At 53.5% G+C, this 14,198-nt stretch carries 10 protein-coding genes and 1 tRNA gene; 4 read left to right on the plus strand and 7 right to left on the minus strand.

Annotated elements, in window-relative coordinates; all coding sequences use genetic code 11:
* Positions 1 to 43: 43 nt before the first annotated feature.
* From L0M99_RS06575 to L0M99_RS06605, 7 genes are all read right to left on the minus strand, one after another.
* A tRNA-Pro gene (locus L0M99_RS06575) sits at positions 44 to 117 on the minus strand.
* Positions 118 to 236: 119 nt separating this feature from the next.
* Positions 237 to 626 carry a fluoride efflux transporter FluC gene (locus L0M99_RS06580; protein WP_238128144.1) on the minus strand — a complete coding sequence of 130 codons (390 nt, stop codon included), beginning with the start codon at positions 624 to 626 and terminating at the stop codon, positions 237 to 239.
* Complete coding sequence (locus L0M99_RS06585; RefSeq protein ID WP_238128145.1) at positions 626 to 1,144, minus strand: fluoride efflux transporter FluC; 519 nt, start codon at positions 1,142 to 1,144, stop codon at positions 626 to 628. Before L0M99_RS06585 ends, L0M99_RS06580 begins: the two co-directional genes overlap by 1 nt.
* A gap of 17 nt (positions 1,145 to 1,161) precedes the next feature.
* On the minus strand, positions 1,162 to 2,727 hold the full coding sequence (locus L0M99_RS06590) for an alpha/beta hydrolase (RefSeq protein WP_238128146.1): 1,566 nt from the start codon (positions 2,725 to 2,727) through the stop codon (positions 1,162 to 1,164).
* 3 nt (positions 2,728 to 2,730) lie between these two features.
* Positions 2,731 to 3,924 carry a DNA polymerase III subunit delta' gene (locus tag L0M99_RS06595; protein WP_238128147.1) on the minus strand — a complete coding sequence of 398 codons (1,194 nt, stop codon included), beginning with the start codon at positions 3,922 to 3,924 and terminating at the stop codon, positions 2,731 to 2,733.
* Positions 3,921 to 4,670 (minus strand): dTMP kinase, encoded by a 750-nt coding sequence (gene tmk, locus L0M99_RS06600; protein WP_238128148.1) that lies wholly within the window; start codon positions 4,668 to 4,670, stop codon positions 3,921 to 3,923. The genes L0M99_RS06595 and tmk overlap by 4 nt, the downstream gene beginning before the upstream one ends.
* 85 nt (positions 4,671 to 4,755) lie before the next feature.
* Positions 4,756 to 6,258: a CCA tRNA nucleotidyltransferase gene (locus L0M99_RS06605; RefSeq protein WP_425304312.1), complete on the minus strand. Its 1,503-nt coding sequence runs from the start codon at positions 6,256 to 6,258 to the stop codon at positions 4,756 to 4,758.
* An 86-nt stretch (positions 6,259 to 6,344) separates the two neighbouring features.
* On the opposite strand from L0M99_RS06605, the gene L0M99_RS06610 reads away from it, so the two are divergent.
* The 4 genes from L0M99_RS06610 to trxB all read left to right on the plus strand — a co-directional run bounded on the left by L0M99_RS06610 (position 6,345) and on the right by trxB (position 14,198).
* A complete protein-coding gene (locus L0M99_RS06610; protein ID WP_024059646.1) occupies positions 6,345 to 6,848 on the plus strand; it encodes an NUDIX hydrolase in 504 nt (167 codons plus the stop codon).
* Between the two features lies 1 nt (position 6,849).
* On the plus strand, positions 6,850 to 9,009 hold the full coding sequence (locus L0M99_RS06615) for a DUF6049 family protein (protein WP_238128149.1): 2,160 nt from the start codon (positions 6,850 to 6,852) through the stop codon (positions 9,007 to 9,009).
* A 16-nt stretch (positions 9,010 to 9,025) separates the two neighbouring features.
* On the plus strand, positions 9,026 to 13,165 hold the full coding sequence (locus tag L0M99_RS06620; protein ID WP_238128150.1) for a lipid II flippase MurJ: 4,140 nt from the start codon (positions 9,026 to 9,028) through the stop codon (positions 13,163 to 13,165).
* 112 nt (positions 13,166 to 13,277) lie between these two features.
* Positions 13,278 to 14,198 (plus strand): thioredoxin-disulfide reductase, encoded by a 921-nt coding sequence (trxB, locus tag L0M99_RS06625; protein ID WP_024059642.1) that lies wholly within the window; start codon positions 13,278 to 13,280, stop codon positions 14,196 to 14,198.

Genomic DNA, 14,198 nt, shown 5'->3' on the forward strand with positions numbered 1-14,198 from the left:
AAGGGAGAAAAACTTTCGTTTCTCTCCCTTTCGGTCTCGCTCGTCGGGGTGACAGGATTTGAACCTGCGACCTCTTCGTCCCGAACGAAGCGCGCTACCAAGCTGCGCCACACCCCGCGTAACTCCCATATTGTAGGCAGACCCTCGGTAAATCTAAAAATCACCTGCCTAGATTTCGGCGGATGTCACACAAAAAGTCAGACCTGAAACCAGAAATCCCATCTGGAAGTAAAAAATCAGAACAGGAAACTACCGAGCGCGAGCCCGACCGCCGCTGCCAGTAGTGAGAGCGACCATACTAGGAGCAATGCTCCCCAGGCGCGGCGCCAATTTCCCCGTTCCGTCACCGAAAAAATATCGAGCACAAAAGTAGAGAAGGTGGAAAAGCCACCCAAAAATCCGGTAGCTAACAGGGCATAGACCCGGCTATCAGAATGCAGGCCGCCACTGCTCACCGCGGCAATCAGCATCCCGCCCAGCAGGCAGGCCAACACGTTCACCAGGGCGATTCCTCCAGCTGGGTGGCGTTTTTCTAGCTTTAGCCAAGTCACGTCGATTCCCCAACGACAAAGCGCCCCCACTCCGCCGCTCGCCCCCAGAGCCAACGCAAAACCGATTCCACCCATTAACGCTCCTGCCCCCGTCCGCTCTTGGCGCGCCCTCGCGGGGCATCTTTGGTAGCCAGCCGGTACCCAAGACCGGCAAGCACCACCCCGATTACCAGGAGAATTATCGTTAAAGCTGCCGCGGGATAAAACTTACCCCCCAGCGCCCAAAACTCACTATGTAAAGAGGTTTCCCCGCCGCTGACCGCCGCGATTCCAAAAGCCGAAAAGGTGGTGAAAGACCCTAAGAACCCGGTGGTGATCCCCAGTTTTACCGGAGTTCCCAAACGGTGCAGGCCCGTCCCTTTCCGATTAGCCCGAGTTTTGAAATATCCCAGCAGGAAAGCCCCCAACAAATTAGCGACAATCACCCCAAAAGTTACCGCCGACCAGGTAAAATAACTTTCTGAAATCGGTAAAGTCCAGGTATCTAGCCCCCAGCGTGCCAAAGTTCCCGCCATGCCACCTAGGAAAATAGCGACAGCATCAGCCCCTATACGCCGGGCAGGGTGCCTAGCCGGATCAGGGGATTTATTCATCGCTTATCCCCTTTACCTTAATCATCACAGGTAACATCGCTATCCGGTAAAACTCCCCCTACCAGGTATTTATCTACGGTTTCTTGCACACAATCCGATCCTAAACCGTAAGCCGTATGGGAATAGGATTTCCAAGTCACCAGCCGCGAATTCGGGATTTGCCGGTGTACCGATTGCGCCATTTCATAGGGCGTGGCCGGGTCGTTAGTATTTCCCACCAGCAAAATGGGTTGCACCCCCACAATCTTCACTTTTTCCCGTTTCGCGGTAGACTCCCAAGGCCAGGCCGCGAGCGCATATTCTCCATACGCCATGGAAGATCCCATCAAGGGGAAATCTCGCACCAGTTTTTGCCCGCGCTGATCCCACTCTTTTTGAGTACCTTCCACCGGATAATCGGCGCCGTTAATCGCAATAAAAGCATCTAAAGCATTGTTCTCAAACTTGCCGTCTACGCCGCGTTGATTAAATAAATCAGAGATTTTCAATAGGGGCGCGCCATCACCTTTCAACGCCTCTTGCAGTCCCTCTAGCAGAGAGGGATACAAAGTTTCGTAGTAGAGCATCCCGACCGCTGCCCCAAAAGCTAAAGCTCCATTTAGAGGGCGGGCGGAATCTTTAGTAGGAATCGGGGAAGCATCGGCGGCTTTAAAAAACCGTTGTAACCGCTTCATTCCGGCTGCGGTAGTGTCCCAGGGGCAATCTTTACCTTCTCGCGCACACCAGGCAGCAAAGTTGCCAAACGCTGCCTCGAAACCTTTGGCTTGTGCCATTGAGACTTCCCCATAGGAGTAAGACCCATCCAAAACCCCGTCTAGTACCAGGCGTCCCACATTTTTGGGAAATAGTTGCGCATAGGTAGTCCCCAGGAACGAACCATAGGAATAGCCCAGGTAAGAGAGTTTTTTATCTCCGAGGACGGCCCGTAAAATATCTAAATCTCGCGCGACAGAAACGGTATCTAGATACCTTGCGAAGTCGCCGTTCTTTTCCTGACAGCGCTGGGCAAATTCTTTCATATCTGCAATGGAACGCTCCCGGCCTGCGGCCGTACCCAGATCGAGGCTTTCGGCTAAGGACTCATCCTTTTGCGCATCCGTAGTGCACTCTATGGGATGCGAGCGGGAGACTCCCCGCGGATCGAATCCCACCACATCAAAGGTGGAAAACACCTGCTCCGAAAACATCTCTTCCGAGTTTTTTATCAGGTCAACCCCTGATCCTCCCGGTCCGCCGGGGTTGATCAGCAGGCTCCCTAAGCATTTTCCGCTCGCCCGGCTACGCGCCAGCGCCAACTCAATATCTTCCTTCTGGGTGTCGCTATAGTCCAAAGGTACTTTCACCCGCGCGCATTGATAATCCTTCAAGTCGCTTTCCTGGCAGGGCGCCCAGGATACTTTTTGCTGATAGTAGCGTTCTAGCCCGGCGGGAATAACGGCGTCCTCGCCATCTAAGGAATTAGTTTCTGAGGACGTAGACGGGGTCACCCGGGTATCAGATTTGGAGCCAACGCTACAGGCCGACAGCATCAAGCAAGCGGTAAAAACTATTGCTACCAGCATTGACAGTTTGTGTTTAACCATTAACTACTGCCTCAAATCCATCATCATTGCTTCCATCGTAAGTAGCGGCGTCACATTTGCTGCTAGGCGCCGCCTGGCGGTGCGAATCGCGTCCATGCGTTGTACGGTACGCTGCGGAGCAGAGCCTTTCGCCAATCTGGTAATCGCCTCCATCAGGTCAACGTTAATTAGCGGTACCTGCGCCCCGCTTTGCAGCAGATAAACATCGCGATAAAACCCCAGAAGATTAAGTAATACTCGATCTAGACTATCGCGTAGGTAGCGGGTAGAGCGCCGTTTTTGATCCGCTTTTAGCGCAGTTTCCTGGGCTTTTAGGGCAGGCGGCAGCCGCGTCCCCTCCTGGTCATACCCCAAAGCCCGACGCAACTGCGTCAGTTCTTGCTGATCTTTTTCTTCCGCCCGTTTACTAGCATCGGTTTTTGCTGCCTCCACCAATTTTTGTGCTAGCAGCGCCGCTTCGCCCACGCTGGAAGTAGTGGTGGCAGACAATAAAATTTTTCGGCGGCGCTCCAGTTCGGCCGGGTCGCGAGCTAAAGATTTCGCCACCCCAATATGGGATTGAGACATCGCCGCTGCTTGGCGGGCAGTTTCCGAGGCGACCCCATGTTTTTCAATCAGCAACTGCGCCACTTCCTCCACGCTGGGAGTAACCAAGCTGACGTGGCGGCAGCGGGAACGAATCGTGGGTAACACATCGCCAGGTTGAGTGGTGCACAGGAGCCACACGGTACGCGGGGGTGGTTCCTCAATCGCTTTCAGCAATAGATTGGAGGTACGCTCCACCATCCGATCGGCGTCCTCCATCAATATCACTCGCCATTTTCCTCCGGCAGGCGCCTGCTGTGCCAGCGTCACCAGGGAAGCAATCTCCTCCATTTTAATAATCAGGCGTTCGGTGGTCACCACTTTCACGTCCGGATGGGTACCTTTAAGTACGCGGCGGCACTCCCCACACTGCCCACAGCCTGGAGTTTGCGGATCTTCACATTGCAAAGCGGCCGCGAAAGCGAGCGCCGCTACCGACCGTCCCGCACCGGGAGGACCGGTAACCAACCAGGCATGCGACATTTGCCTGGTTAAAGCCGAGTCCTCTGTCTGCTGCTCATTTGCCTGTCGGAGGGCGCGCGCGGAGTGCGCAGCGGTCTCAAAAATCTTTACCGCCGTTTTTTGTCCGACGATCTGATCCCATACGCTCATAATTGCTGCAACCCGGTTTGGAGACTATCACCGGCCGGAGTATCCGCCTCGCTGGCACCTAAATCTGGTAGCGACCACGCGCTTTCGGTCTGCTCTTGGCCAGCCTGCATTTTCGTCCTCGCCGCAAAGGCCGCGCTGACTAGTGATAACACTTGCTGATGGATTTCTGTTACCCCACGGGTAGCATCTAGCACTTTTATCCGCTGCCGATCGCGCTCGGCAATCTGCAAGAAGGCTTGCCGCACTGCCTGGTGAAAAGCCAGGCCTGCCGACTCCATCCGGTCGGGACGCTCGGTGCGCCGCGAAGCTAATACTTCCGGATCACCGTCGAGCAATATAGTCAGGTCAGGCAGGAGATTATTGGTGGCCCACCGGGAGATTTCTGCAATCTTTTCTAGCCCTAGTCCCCGTCCTATTCCCTGATAGGCCAGGGAAGAATCCAGGTAACGATCCGATACCACTACTTCGCCCGCCTGTAGATGCGGTTTGATTATAGTGTGCGCATGCCAAGCCCGATCTGCCGCATAAAGCAGCGCCTCCGTGTGGGGGTCAAGGTCTTCACCATGCATCACTTCCCGGCGCAGTCTTTGCCCCAAGGAGGTGCCGCCGGGTTCAAAAGTGGCGATCGCAGCTGCCCCGCGTGCCACTAAAGCCTGCATGAGCAGTTTCACCTGAGTAGATTTCCCGGTATAGTCCCCTCCTTCAAAGGAGATGAAGAAACCAGGGTAGGGCGTGGCGGCATTCATGTGCTTAGCTTACCGAACTTAGTTAGCTCAGCGCTCTGCCTCCGGTGACAAAAGCTATCTAAGCTACCGGCATCCTCTAGGTTACTTAGGCAGACTCACTTTCCCACCATGCCAGCAGCCGCTCACGCGCCGCCTCTTTGCCAATCTCGCCCTCTTCTAGCCGCAAATTCAACAGATACTTATAGGCTTTCCCCACCTGCGGACCGGGCTTTAGCTGCAGGATCTGCATAATTTCTTCCCCATCTAGTTCGGGGCGAATCCGCGAAAGTTCCTCTTTTTCGGCCAGCTGGGCGATTCGTTTCTCCAAGTCATCATAGGCGTGCTCTAGGCGGGCGGCGCGGCGCCGATTCCGGGTCGTACAATCAGCGCGGGTCAGGCGGTGCAGGCGAGTCAGCATCGGCCCGGCATCGGCCACGTAGCGGCGCACCGCCGAATCACTCCAAGCCTGCTCCCCATATCCGTGAAACCGCAGGTGTAAAGCAACTAACTGGGTTACATCTTTAATGGTTTGTTTATCAAAATGGAGGGCGTGCATCCGTTTACGGGTAAGTTTCGCTCCCACGATCTCGTGATGATGGAAAGATACCGTCCCATCTTTTTCGAAACGGCGGGTGGCAGGTTTACCCACGTCATGCATCAGAGCAGCAAAACGCAACACGAAATCGGGACGCGGCACCTCCCCCTCGGGGTCGGTCTCTAAAGCTATTGCCTGGTCAACTACGGTCAAGGTGTGTTCGTAGACATCTTTGTGGCGGCCGTGTTCGTCAACGGTGGCGCGCAAATTTGCCACTTCCGGTAGCACTATCGCTGCCAGCCCGGTATAAACCAATAGTTCTAGGCCTTTGCGCGGATTTTTCCCCACCATCAGGGCTTCCAGTTCGGAGCGCACCCGCTCAGGGGAAACAATCTCGATCCGGCTCGCCATATTTTCCATAGCCGCCATCACCGGCATAGTCACGTCCAGGTCAAGCTGGGAGGCGAACCGGGCAGCTCGCATCATTCGCAGCGGATCATCATCGAAAGATTGCTCCGGAGACACCGGGGTACGTAGCTGGCCGGCAACTAAATCGGCTATCCCCTGATGGGGATCCACCAGGGTTAAATCTGGTAGCCGCAGCGCCATCGCGTTCACCGTAAAATCCCGACGCGTTAGGTCGCCTTCTAAAGTATCCCCAAACTTTACCGCGGGTTTGCGGCTATTTTTTTGATATTTATCGCTGCGATAGGTAGTTACTTCTACGGTTAAACCTGCTTTATGGGCTCCAATAGTGCCGAACTCTTTACCCATGGTCCACACGTTTCCCGCCCAGTCTTTCAAAATCTGTTCGGTCGTATCTGGACGCGCTGAAGTTGCCAAGTCCCAATCGTGCGGCTTACGCCCGCACATGGCGTCCCGAACCGGCCCGCCTACCAGGGAAAGCTCTTGGCCTTTGGCGGTAAATAGATCCGCGAGTTCTAACACCACTGCCGGTAGTTTAGAAAGCGCCTGCAGCATATTCGCGAGGGCGGCGGCCGCATTTTCTGGCAACTGCACCTCGCTAGCGTTCAGGCCAGCAGGATCATTAGCTAACTTTAGATTCTTATTCATTGTTTACAGATTGCCAGAAAGCCTAGCCGTCTTCCAAGTGGCAAGTTGTTAGCCCGCTGACAAGGGGGCAAGGTAGCATTAAAGATATGTCTGTTCGCAATTCGTATCGTCGCCGTCACCGCGCCAAGTCGCGCCGCGCTGCCTCGCTACCAATTGTGGACGAGACTTCTGCCGGCGGCTTGGTAGTAAAAGTTGAAGACCGCCAGGCTTTCGTGGCTTTAATCGCCCGTCGTAACCGCAATGGCAATATCGAATGGTGCCTGCCTAAAGGTCATTTGGAACCGGGGGAAACCGCGCAACAAGCTGCGCGGAGAGAAATTTTTGAAGAAACCGGGATCAAAGGAAAAGTGATTGCCCCGCTGATCTCTATCGATTACTGGTTCGCGGGAGCCGGCAGGCGGATCCATAAAGTGGTACACCACTATCTATTAGAGGCTACGGGCGGCGCGATTACCGTCGATAATGATCCTGACCATGAAGCGGAGGCCGCCGCTTGGGTTCCCCTAGATATGGTCTCCAAAGTGCTGGTTTACCCAAATGAACGCAAAGTGGTAGCCACTGCCCTAGAACTATTAGAAATAGAGGACTAGGGTGGCTATCTCACGGCTGAGGGGCAGAGTGCTCGGGGTGGTAGTTACCGTGCTACTCGCCCTGACCTGCACCCTTAATCCCGTTAGCCCCCCGGCAGCTAAAGCTGCCCCATCTGCGCCGTCCTCGGAGCTAACTGCTGCCATTACTGCGATTAGCCCCGACACCCTCTCCTATAAAGAGGATGAGCAGGGGCGAACAGAAAAGATTACGGTGACCGGAACCGTCAGCAACCACACCGACGCCACTGTAAATAATGTAATAGTACAGGTGTCTACTACTTCCAGATTGGGAGGGGACGCCGAGACTATCCGCACCTGGGTTAAAGGGGAATCCGACAGGGGGATGGGGGTTTTACGCCTTCGGCAAAGTAAAACTTTAACCCAGGTGCCAGCGAAAAAAACCGTTAAGTTTGCAATAGAGATTCCCACCAGTACCCTGCCTGCCCTAAGTAAGAACAGTTTGGGGAGCCTGGGGGTTCAGGCTAGCGTTTCTGCCAGTAAGGTGAAAAGAAAAAATACCCGGGGTGACCGGTCCCTACTGTTGTATGCTCCGCAAACAGAATCACCGGCAAAAAGTTCCCTGGCGATTATAGCTCCCCTTTCGGCCTCTTCCCCCGAAATCGCCAAATGGTTGGCTAGGGATGGAATAGGCAGTCAGGCTACTGCCAGTACCCAGACGTCCAGTCGAGTCGACGAGCCATTGAAAAGCGTGGGCGAAAACGCAAAACTCTTGAGCAACCTGTCAACTACCGGGATTACTTGGGTGGTGGATCCTGCCCTCTTGCACACTAACTCTCCCCTCTTAACCGGTAGTTTTGCTCCTTTACCGGAAAAACCTGACCCTTTAAGTCTTGAACCGGTAATGCTTGAGGCTCTGAAAACTGCGCAAGCTAAAGGCGCTAGTGTCTCACTTGATTTATGGGGCGCACCCGACCTAGTGCAATTAGATAAAGACGCGCTGGCTAAAGCAGCAGAAGGAAACCGCCAACTGGGAGCGTTACTGGAAAAGGAGCTAACCCTAGTTCCCAGTACCATTTTTTTGGCTAATCCCCACTGGGCAGGCCGGACAGATGCTATCTGCGGCAGCTCCGAAAATCGGTTGAGCGAGGGCTGCGTCCTAGTTACCGGCGGAGATCAGTTACCCTTAACGCAAAGCTACAACTATCAACCGGACCTGCTAGGGCAAGCTAAAACCGGGGATCAAACCCGTCAATTCCTGGCAGATCATGGGACTTTATCGGCACTTTTAGCTTCTTCTTCTACCGAGGACGCTTTCACTAATACCCAGGTAGCTCGCGCCATGCTGGCCGCAATCGCCAGCGAACGTCCTTCACAACCCCGACTCATTAACGCAGTTTTACCTAATGGAGCCATAGAGGCGGCGGTAACCCAACAGCGTATAAGCAAGATTCTTAGCGACTCGTGGGTTAAGGGTACCGCTTTACCGCAAGCGCTAGGCGCCGACCCTACCTCGGTAACTTTAGGTACCGATCCCAAAATCCAGAATCTGGCGCCAGATACTACCGGAACTTTAGGAGTCGCCGGGAGTTCTTCCCATAGCTCCACCAAATCGCTTAATTCTGCCCGCGGGCGCGTGGTGCCGTCGTTAGAGCAGATAGCTCAGGATCACCAGCGCATTACTACCCCCCTATATCAGCAGCTTTTGCTTTCCACTTCCCGGGCAATGACTAGTGCGGAACGTAACCAGGCGATCACTAATGCGGGAAGTGAACTGGATCTTTTGGCGCGGGCGGTACAAATTCAGACTTCTTCGCAAATAAATCTGATTGCCAGTAGTTCCCAAATACCGATTAAGGTGTTAAATCGACTCCCAGTTAAGGTGAACGTACGCTTAAAGCTACAGCCAACTGATTCGCGTCTGCGAGCCGACTCCACAGTAGCGGTGAGCTTAGCTCCCAAAGGATCAAGAACCGTAAAGATTCCAATTACTGCGGTACGCAACGGTAACGTCCGGGTGAAAGTAGCGATCTTACCGCAGACCGGTAATCTAGTTCTTGATCAGAAACAGCAAATTGACCTGCGGATTCGTACCGGGTGGGAGGATCGAATTTTTCTTGGTTTTATCTTTAGCGCGGCGGCGATCTTTATAGTTGGTTTGATTGTTAATTTCCGCCGGGGCACCCGGATGGAACAAGAATAAAGCGAAGGAGGAGGCAGTGAGCAGCGAGGACGAAAAAACCGACCCGGAAATTAAGGGCATCAAGAAAATTAATGTAGCTCGTGCCTCGGGAATCATGCTAGCTGGAACCATGGTTTCCCGGCTGCTGGGTTTTGTGCGAGCGGCACTGCTAATCGCGCTTATCGGTTCGATTGGGGCTAATGATGCCTTCCAGGCCGCTAATAGCCTTCCCAATATTATTTATAATCTGCTAGCTTCCTCTATTCTTTCCGCGGTGCTGGTTCCCCAGATTGTGCGCGCCCTGCAACGCAAAAACTCTGATGAGTTCATTAATCGGCTGCTTACCTTATTTACTACCGGACTGCTACTTTTAACTCTGGTATGCGTAGCCCTGGCTCCGGTATTCGTTACTTTATTTGCGGCAAAACTGGATCCGGGATGGAAACAGCTGGCGATTACTTTTTCTTATTGGTCACTCCCCCAAGTGTTCTTCTACGGTCTTTATTCCCTGTGGGGACAATTCCTTAACGCTAAAGGCTCTTTCGGCCCCTACATGTGGGCACCGGTAGTAAACAACGTGGTAGGGATTGCAGGAATATTTATTTTCTGGCGGGTACTGGGTACCGAAACCGATTGGGCGGGTGACCCCAGCGTCTGGACCGGGGAACCGGTAGTTTTACTGGCCGGTATTTCCACGTTAGGAATCGTGGTGCAAGCCCTGATTTTGCTGATTCCGCTGCGCCGCACCGGTTTTAAAATGCGTCCCGTTTGGGGGATTCGCGGCCATGGCCTAGGAGAAGTATCTCGCACTGCCATCTGGGCTTTTTCAGCTTTATGTGTAGCCCAGCTGGGTTTTTTGGCAATTTCTAATATTGCGGCCGCAGCTAACGGTTACGCCTCCAAACATCAGGTAACTATCGCTACTACTACGGCTTATAACACTGCCTTTACGGTCTATATGATCCCGCAATCAATGATTGTCACTTCCGTAGTTACCGCCATGTTTACCTCTATGAGCGCTATGGTGGCCGTCGGAGCGCTCTCGCGCCTGCGCACCCAATTCCTTAACACCCAGCAGGGGGTTTCTTTAATCACTTGCCTGTGTTCGGTACTAATCGTAGTTTTGGCGTTGCCAATTATGCAGTTCATCATGCCCACTACCCCTACCGCTTCTGTGCAGGCCTTTGCGCAAGTGTTGGCGGTAATGGCGCTCGGGATTCCCTTCCTGGGATTCTTTAACCTTTCGCAGCGGCTAATTTTGGCTTTTGCCGATGCCCGCAGTACTTTCCTGGTACAAATTCCGATGACTATTTGTACCCTAATTGTTTGTGGTTTAACGGTGCTGCTGCTACCAGTCAAATATTGGGTAATGGGAGCCTCCGCCGGTATGCAGCTGTCCTACCTGGTGGGATCCGTCCTCACGATTTGGCATTTGCACAAGAAACATCTGCCTTTAAAGTTCACTGCGCAATTGGGGCGTTCGCTGGTGACTATTACCCTAGCGACTCTCGGTGCCGGCTGTGCGGGTTGGTTGATTTTGCATTACTGGGGACCTTTGGCTGGTTCCCCAGGCGATCCGGCGCTGGTACATATGACGGGGGCATTGTCCAGGGTACTGGTAGTCACCCTAGTAATGACTGGGCTGTACCTCGGTCTGCTATTAGTTTGGCGCTGTCCGGCGCTTTCCCTTTTGGCAGCGCCCATCTGGGGCAAGCTGAGCAAAGGACGTCCTCTGCCGCAAATACTAACCTACGTTCCCAGCGAGGCTCAGCTGACATCTAACTCACAGTCCCCAGAGGGCGTCAGCGAGCAAGAGGCGATAAACTCTAGGGAAGATGATCCCGCTCTCGCAACCTTAGGGGAGGACGAAAACGCGCAAACCCAGGTTAAGGCGGCAATACATCCCAGTGAAACCGGAAATGATTCCTATGTGCAGCCTGAAAATGAATTAAGCAAGGAAGATGAGGATCAAGTGGCCAGTGAACATCTTGAACCCGAGGTGACAGCTATCAGCTATAACGCCGACGGATACGTTAACCTGCAATCCGGTATGACATTGCATTTCCCCGGTCAGAAACATTTTTCTGTGCTTAACCTTAACCAGCGTCTGGCGGGAGAATTCTTGCCGGAAAAGGATGCCTGGGCAGTTAGTGATGAAACCGGTAAACCTGCCGAGCTGCTGGTACTGCAGGGCAAACGGGAAAAAACCCGCGAATACTATGCACAACTGCAGCAAGTTAAAGCTCCAGGTTTCCAGGAATTTATTTGGGTTTCCTCTGATCCGGTGGATGCAGTTTTATTGCAAGCTACCCCGGATCTACCGCTGAGCGAGATTGTAGGATCCGGTATGCCGGCACCGGTAATCCACTCTTTGATTTCGCAGGTGAGCGGGGGATTATCTCAACTTCATGAGGCCGGCTTAGCGCATGGGGCTATCGATCCCGCCCATATCTTGGTGTCAGCTGACGGAAAAGTGCTTATCCGCCTAGACGTAGCCGATCAAAACGCCTCCGCTGATTTAACCGCGGCGCAAACCCGAGACGGACAGCGGGTTTTAGAACTGCTCTATTTCTTGACTAGCGGTAATCGTGACCAGTTCTCGAAAGCAAAAGCTGGTGAAAAACTACTCCCGCCTTCGAAGTTCCATCACGGCAGCGATGTGGATTTAGATGCGGTAGCCCTGGCGGGGGCGGCGATGCCTTCTCCTCGCCTATGCCAGGCTATCTGGGAGCAACTGGGAATGGGCGAACTAGGCCCGGTAGCTAACTGGTTAACCGCCCGGGATGAGCAAAGCCAAACTGACGGGGAAAAGTCACCGCAGGTATCCGCGCCTACTCCAGAAGATCCTTCAGCGTTTGCGGACGCACCAGCGGCTTCCGATAGTGGGGATGCTCCTGAGGATAATAATTTGAATGAAGAAGCCAAGCCGATAGCGGAAGAAACCAGCGATACCTCCGAAACCACTAGTGATAGCGAAAATGCGAAGGAAAATGCTGAAGAGGTAAAGCCGGAGGACACTACTTTAGCTATGGAGGCTGCTACTTCTGCCCGGGCTATAAAACCGGTATTACCTCCAGCAGCTAAAATTCCGGGACACCGCAACCAGCCCTATCAGGAATCTGCAAAAACCCAGGCAATCCCGTTAACCGAGATGCAGGAAATGAATCTTAACCCGCAGGAAGAAAAGGCAGGCGATGGCGCCTGGGTGCCGCAAGCGGTAAGTTCACAGCAAGCTCGTCAGGGATCCCGTCCCCAACCTCCAAACTTCTTGGGTCGCCTAGGTTCCGGTAAATCCGCGAACTCGGTGGGACAGATACCTACGCTAGCTGCTTTAGATTCAAAAATGAAAACCCCCGGAGAACTGGGCATAGACGCCGAGCAAAGTGCTGAAAAATCCTCATCTAAGACACCGAAGTTTTCTAAAAATCCGAAAAAAGCAGCGAAACAGAAAGCGAAACTAGCAGAAAAAATTAATAGGGACGCTCAAAAAGCTGCTCGCCAAGCTGAACGGCGCCGCCAGCGCGAACAGCGCCGTCAAGACCGGATTTCCCAGCTATCGCCTAAAGATTTAGAGCCGGTTAACGTCAGTCGGAGGCTGATCGTTTCTAGCCTGGTGGGGATGGCAATAGTACTAGTTTTTTCGGTGATGGTGTTAGTGTTTTGGCCTCGTCACAACCCGCCGGTAGCCAAACCAACTACCTCTCAAACCCAAACCCAAAAAGTTGCCCCGAAGCCAGCACCGGTAACTAAACCGGCCGAAATCGCGGGAGTGGCTTCTATCGATGCCGAAGGCAATGACACCGAACATCCCGAGCTCGCTGACCGGATGATCGATGGTGATGAAAATACCTGGTGGCGTTCGCGTTTCTTCCGCAACCCGAAGCTGGGGGATCGCAGCGGTTTTGGGGTGATAGTAACTTTCAAGGAACACGCTAATGTTTCTGAGATTAAGTTAAAAACTAATGCCCAAGGCGGAAAAATCGAGGTTCGTTCCCTACCGGAATCTGGCCTGCCGCGGGATGGTAAAGTCCTAGCTACTGGTACTTTCTCCGATACGGTTAACTTAAAACTAAACCCGAAAGCTAATACCCAGGCGCTGATCTTGTGGTTCCCGGAACTTCCCCTTGATAACACTGGAAACAACCGGGCAACCATTTCTGAAATCGCGGTTTCCTAGTCAGCCCTGCCTGCCCGGTTTCGCTCACTGCGTTAACTGGTTGCACGGCGAACTTTTTACCTGCGAAAATAGCTTTGGTAATAACGGTTAAGACCCTGACCTAGGAGGCTCCATGTCGGTACGCGACATTATCATTATCGGTTCTGGACCGGCCGGCTACACGGCAGCGATCTACACTGCCCGCGCGGGACTTAACCCCCTCCTAATCGCCGGGGAGGTAACCGCCGGTGGTGCCCTAATGAATACCACCGAGGTAGAGAACTTTCCCGGTTTTCCTGAGGGGATTCAGGGCCCAGATTTAATGGCGAATATGCTTGCTCAGGCCGAGCGCTTCGGATGCGAGATTCTTTACGAGGACGCCCTAGAGGTTTCTCTGGCCGGGGAAGAGAAAACAGTGGTTACTTCCGAGGGAAAGTATTCGGCACGCCGCGTGATTTTGTCTATGGGTTCGGAATACCGCAAACTTAACGTGCCGGGAGAGGCCGAACTATCGGGACGCGGGGTCTCCTATTGCGCCACCTGTGATGGTTTCTTCTTCAAAGATCAACACTTGGCAGTGGTAGGCGGGGGCGACTCCGCGATGGAAGAGGCACTGTTCTTAACCAAGTTCGCCAAGAAGGTGACGGTGATTCACCGCCGCGACCAATTGCGTGCCTCCCAGATTATGGCTGAACGGGCTGCGGCTAACCCCAAAATTGATTTCGCTTGGAACAGTACTGTTGCCCAAATTAATGGGGAAGATAAAGTTGAATCGTTGACTTTACAGTCAACGGTAGACGGCACCGAAAGCACGTTGGACGCCACCGGAGTTTTCGTGGCGATCGGTCACGAACCGCGCTCGCAGCTAGTAAACGGACAAGTGGATTTGGATGAGGCCGGATACGTACGGGTTAATGAACCGGGAACCGCCACTAATCTGAAAGGCGTTTTCGCCTGCGGAGACCTGGTAGATCACACTTATCGCCAAGCAATTACGGCCGCGGGTTCAGGGTGCCGCGCCGCCCTGGATGCCGAACGTTCCCTAGCCGATTAA

This window comes from Varibaculum cambriense, assembly GCF_022133705.1.
Lineage (GTDB): Bacteria > Actinomycetota > Actinomycetes > Actinomycetales > Actinomycetaceae > Varibaculum > Varibaculum cambriense_A.

Bases quoted from the DNA above. Each gene is read 5' to 3' on its own strand.
- L0M99_RS06605 (WP_425304312.1), bottom strand. From the start codon at position 6,258: ATGAATAAGAATCTAAAGTTAGCTAATGATCCTGCTGGCCTGAACGCT.
- trxB (WP_024059642.1), top strand. From the start codon at position 13,278: ATGTCGGTACGCGACATTATCATTATCGGTTCTGGACCGGCCGGCTAC.
- L0M99_RS06590 (WP_238128146.1), bottom strand. From the start codon at position 2,727: ATGGTTAAACACAAACTGTCAATGCTGGTAGCAATAGTTTTTACCGCT.
- L0M99_RS06580 (WP_238128144.1), bottom strand. From the start codon at position 626: ATGGGTGGAATCGGTTTTGCGTTGGCTCTGGGGGCGAGCGGCGGAGTG.
- L0M99_RS06610 (WP_024059646.1), top strand. From the start codon at position 6,345: ATGTCTGTTCGCAATTCGTATCGTCGCCGTCACCGCGCCAAGTCGCGC.
- tmk (WP_238128148.1), bottom strand. From the start codon at position 4,670: ATGAATGCCGCCACGCCCTACCCTGGTTTCTTCATCTCCTTTGAAGGA.
- L0M99_RS06585 (WP_238128145.1), bottom strand. From the start codon at position 1,144: ATGAATAAATCCCCTGATCCGGCTAGGCACCCTGCCCGGCGTATAGGG.
- L0M99_RS06595 (WP_238128147.1), bottom strand. From the start codon at position 3,924: ATGAGCGTATGGGATCAGATCGTCGGACAAAAAACGGCGGTAAAGATT.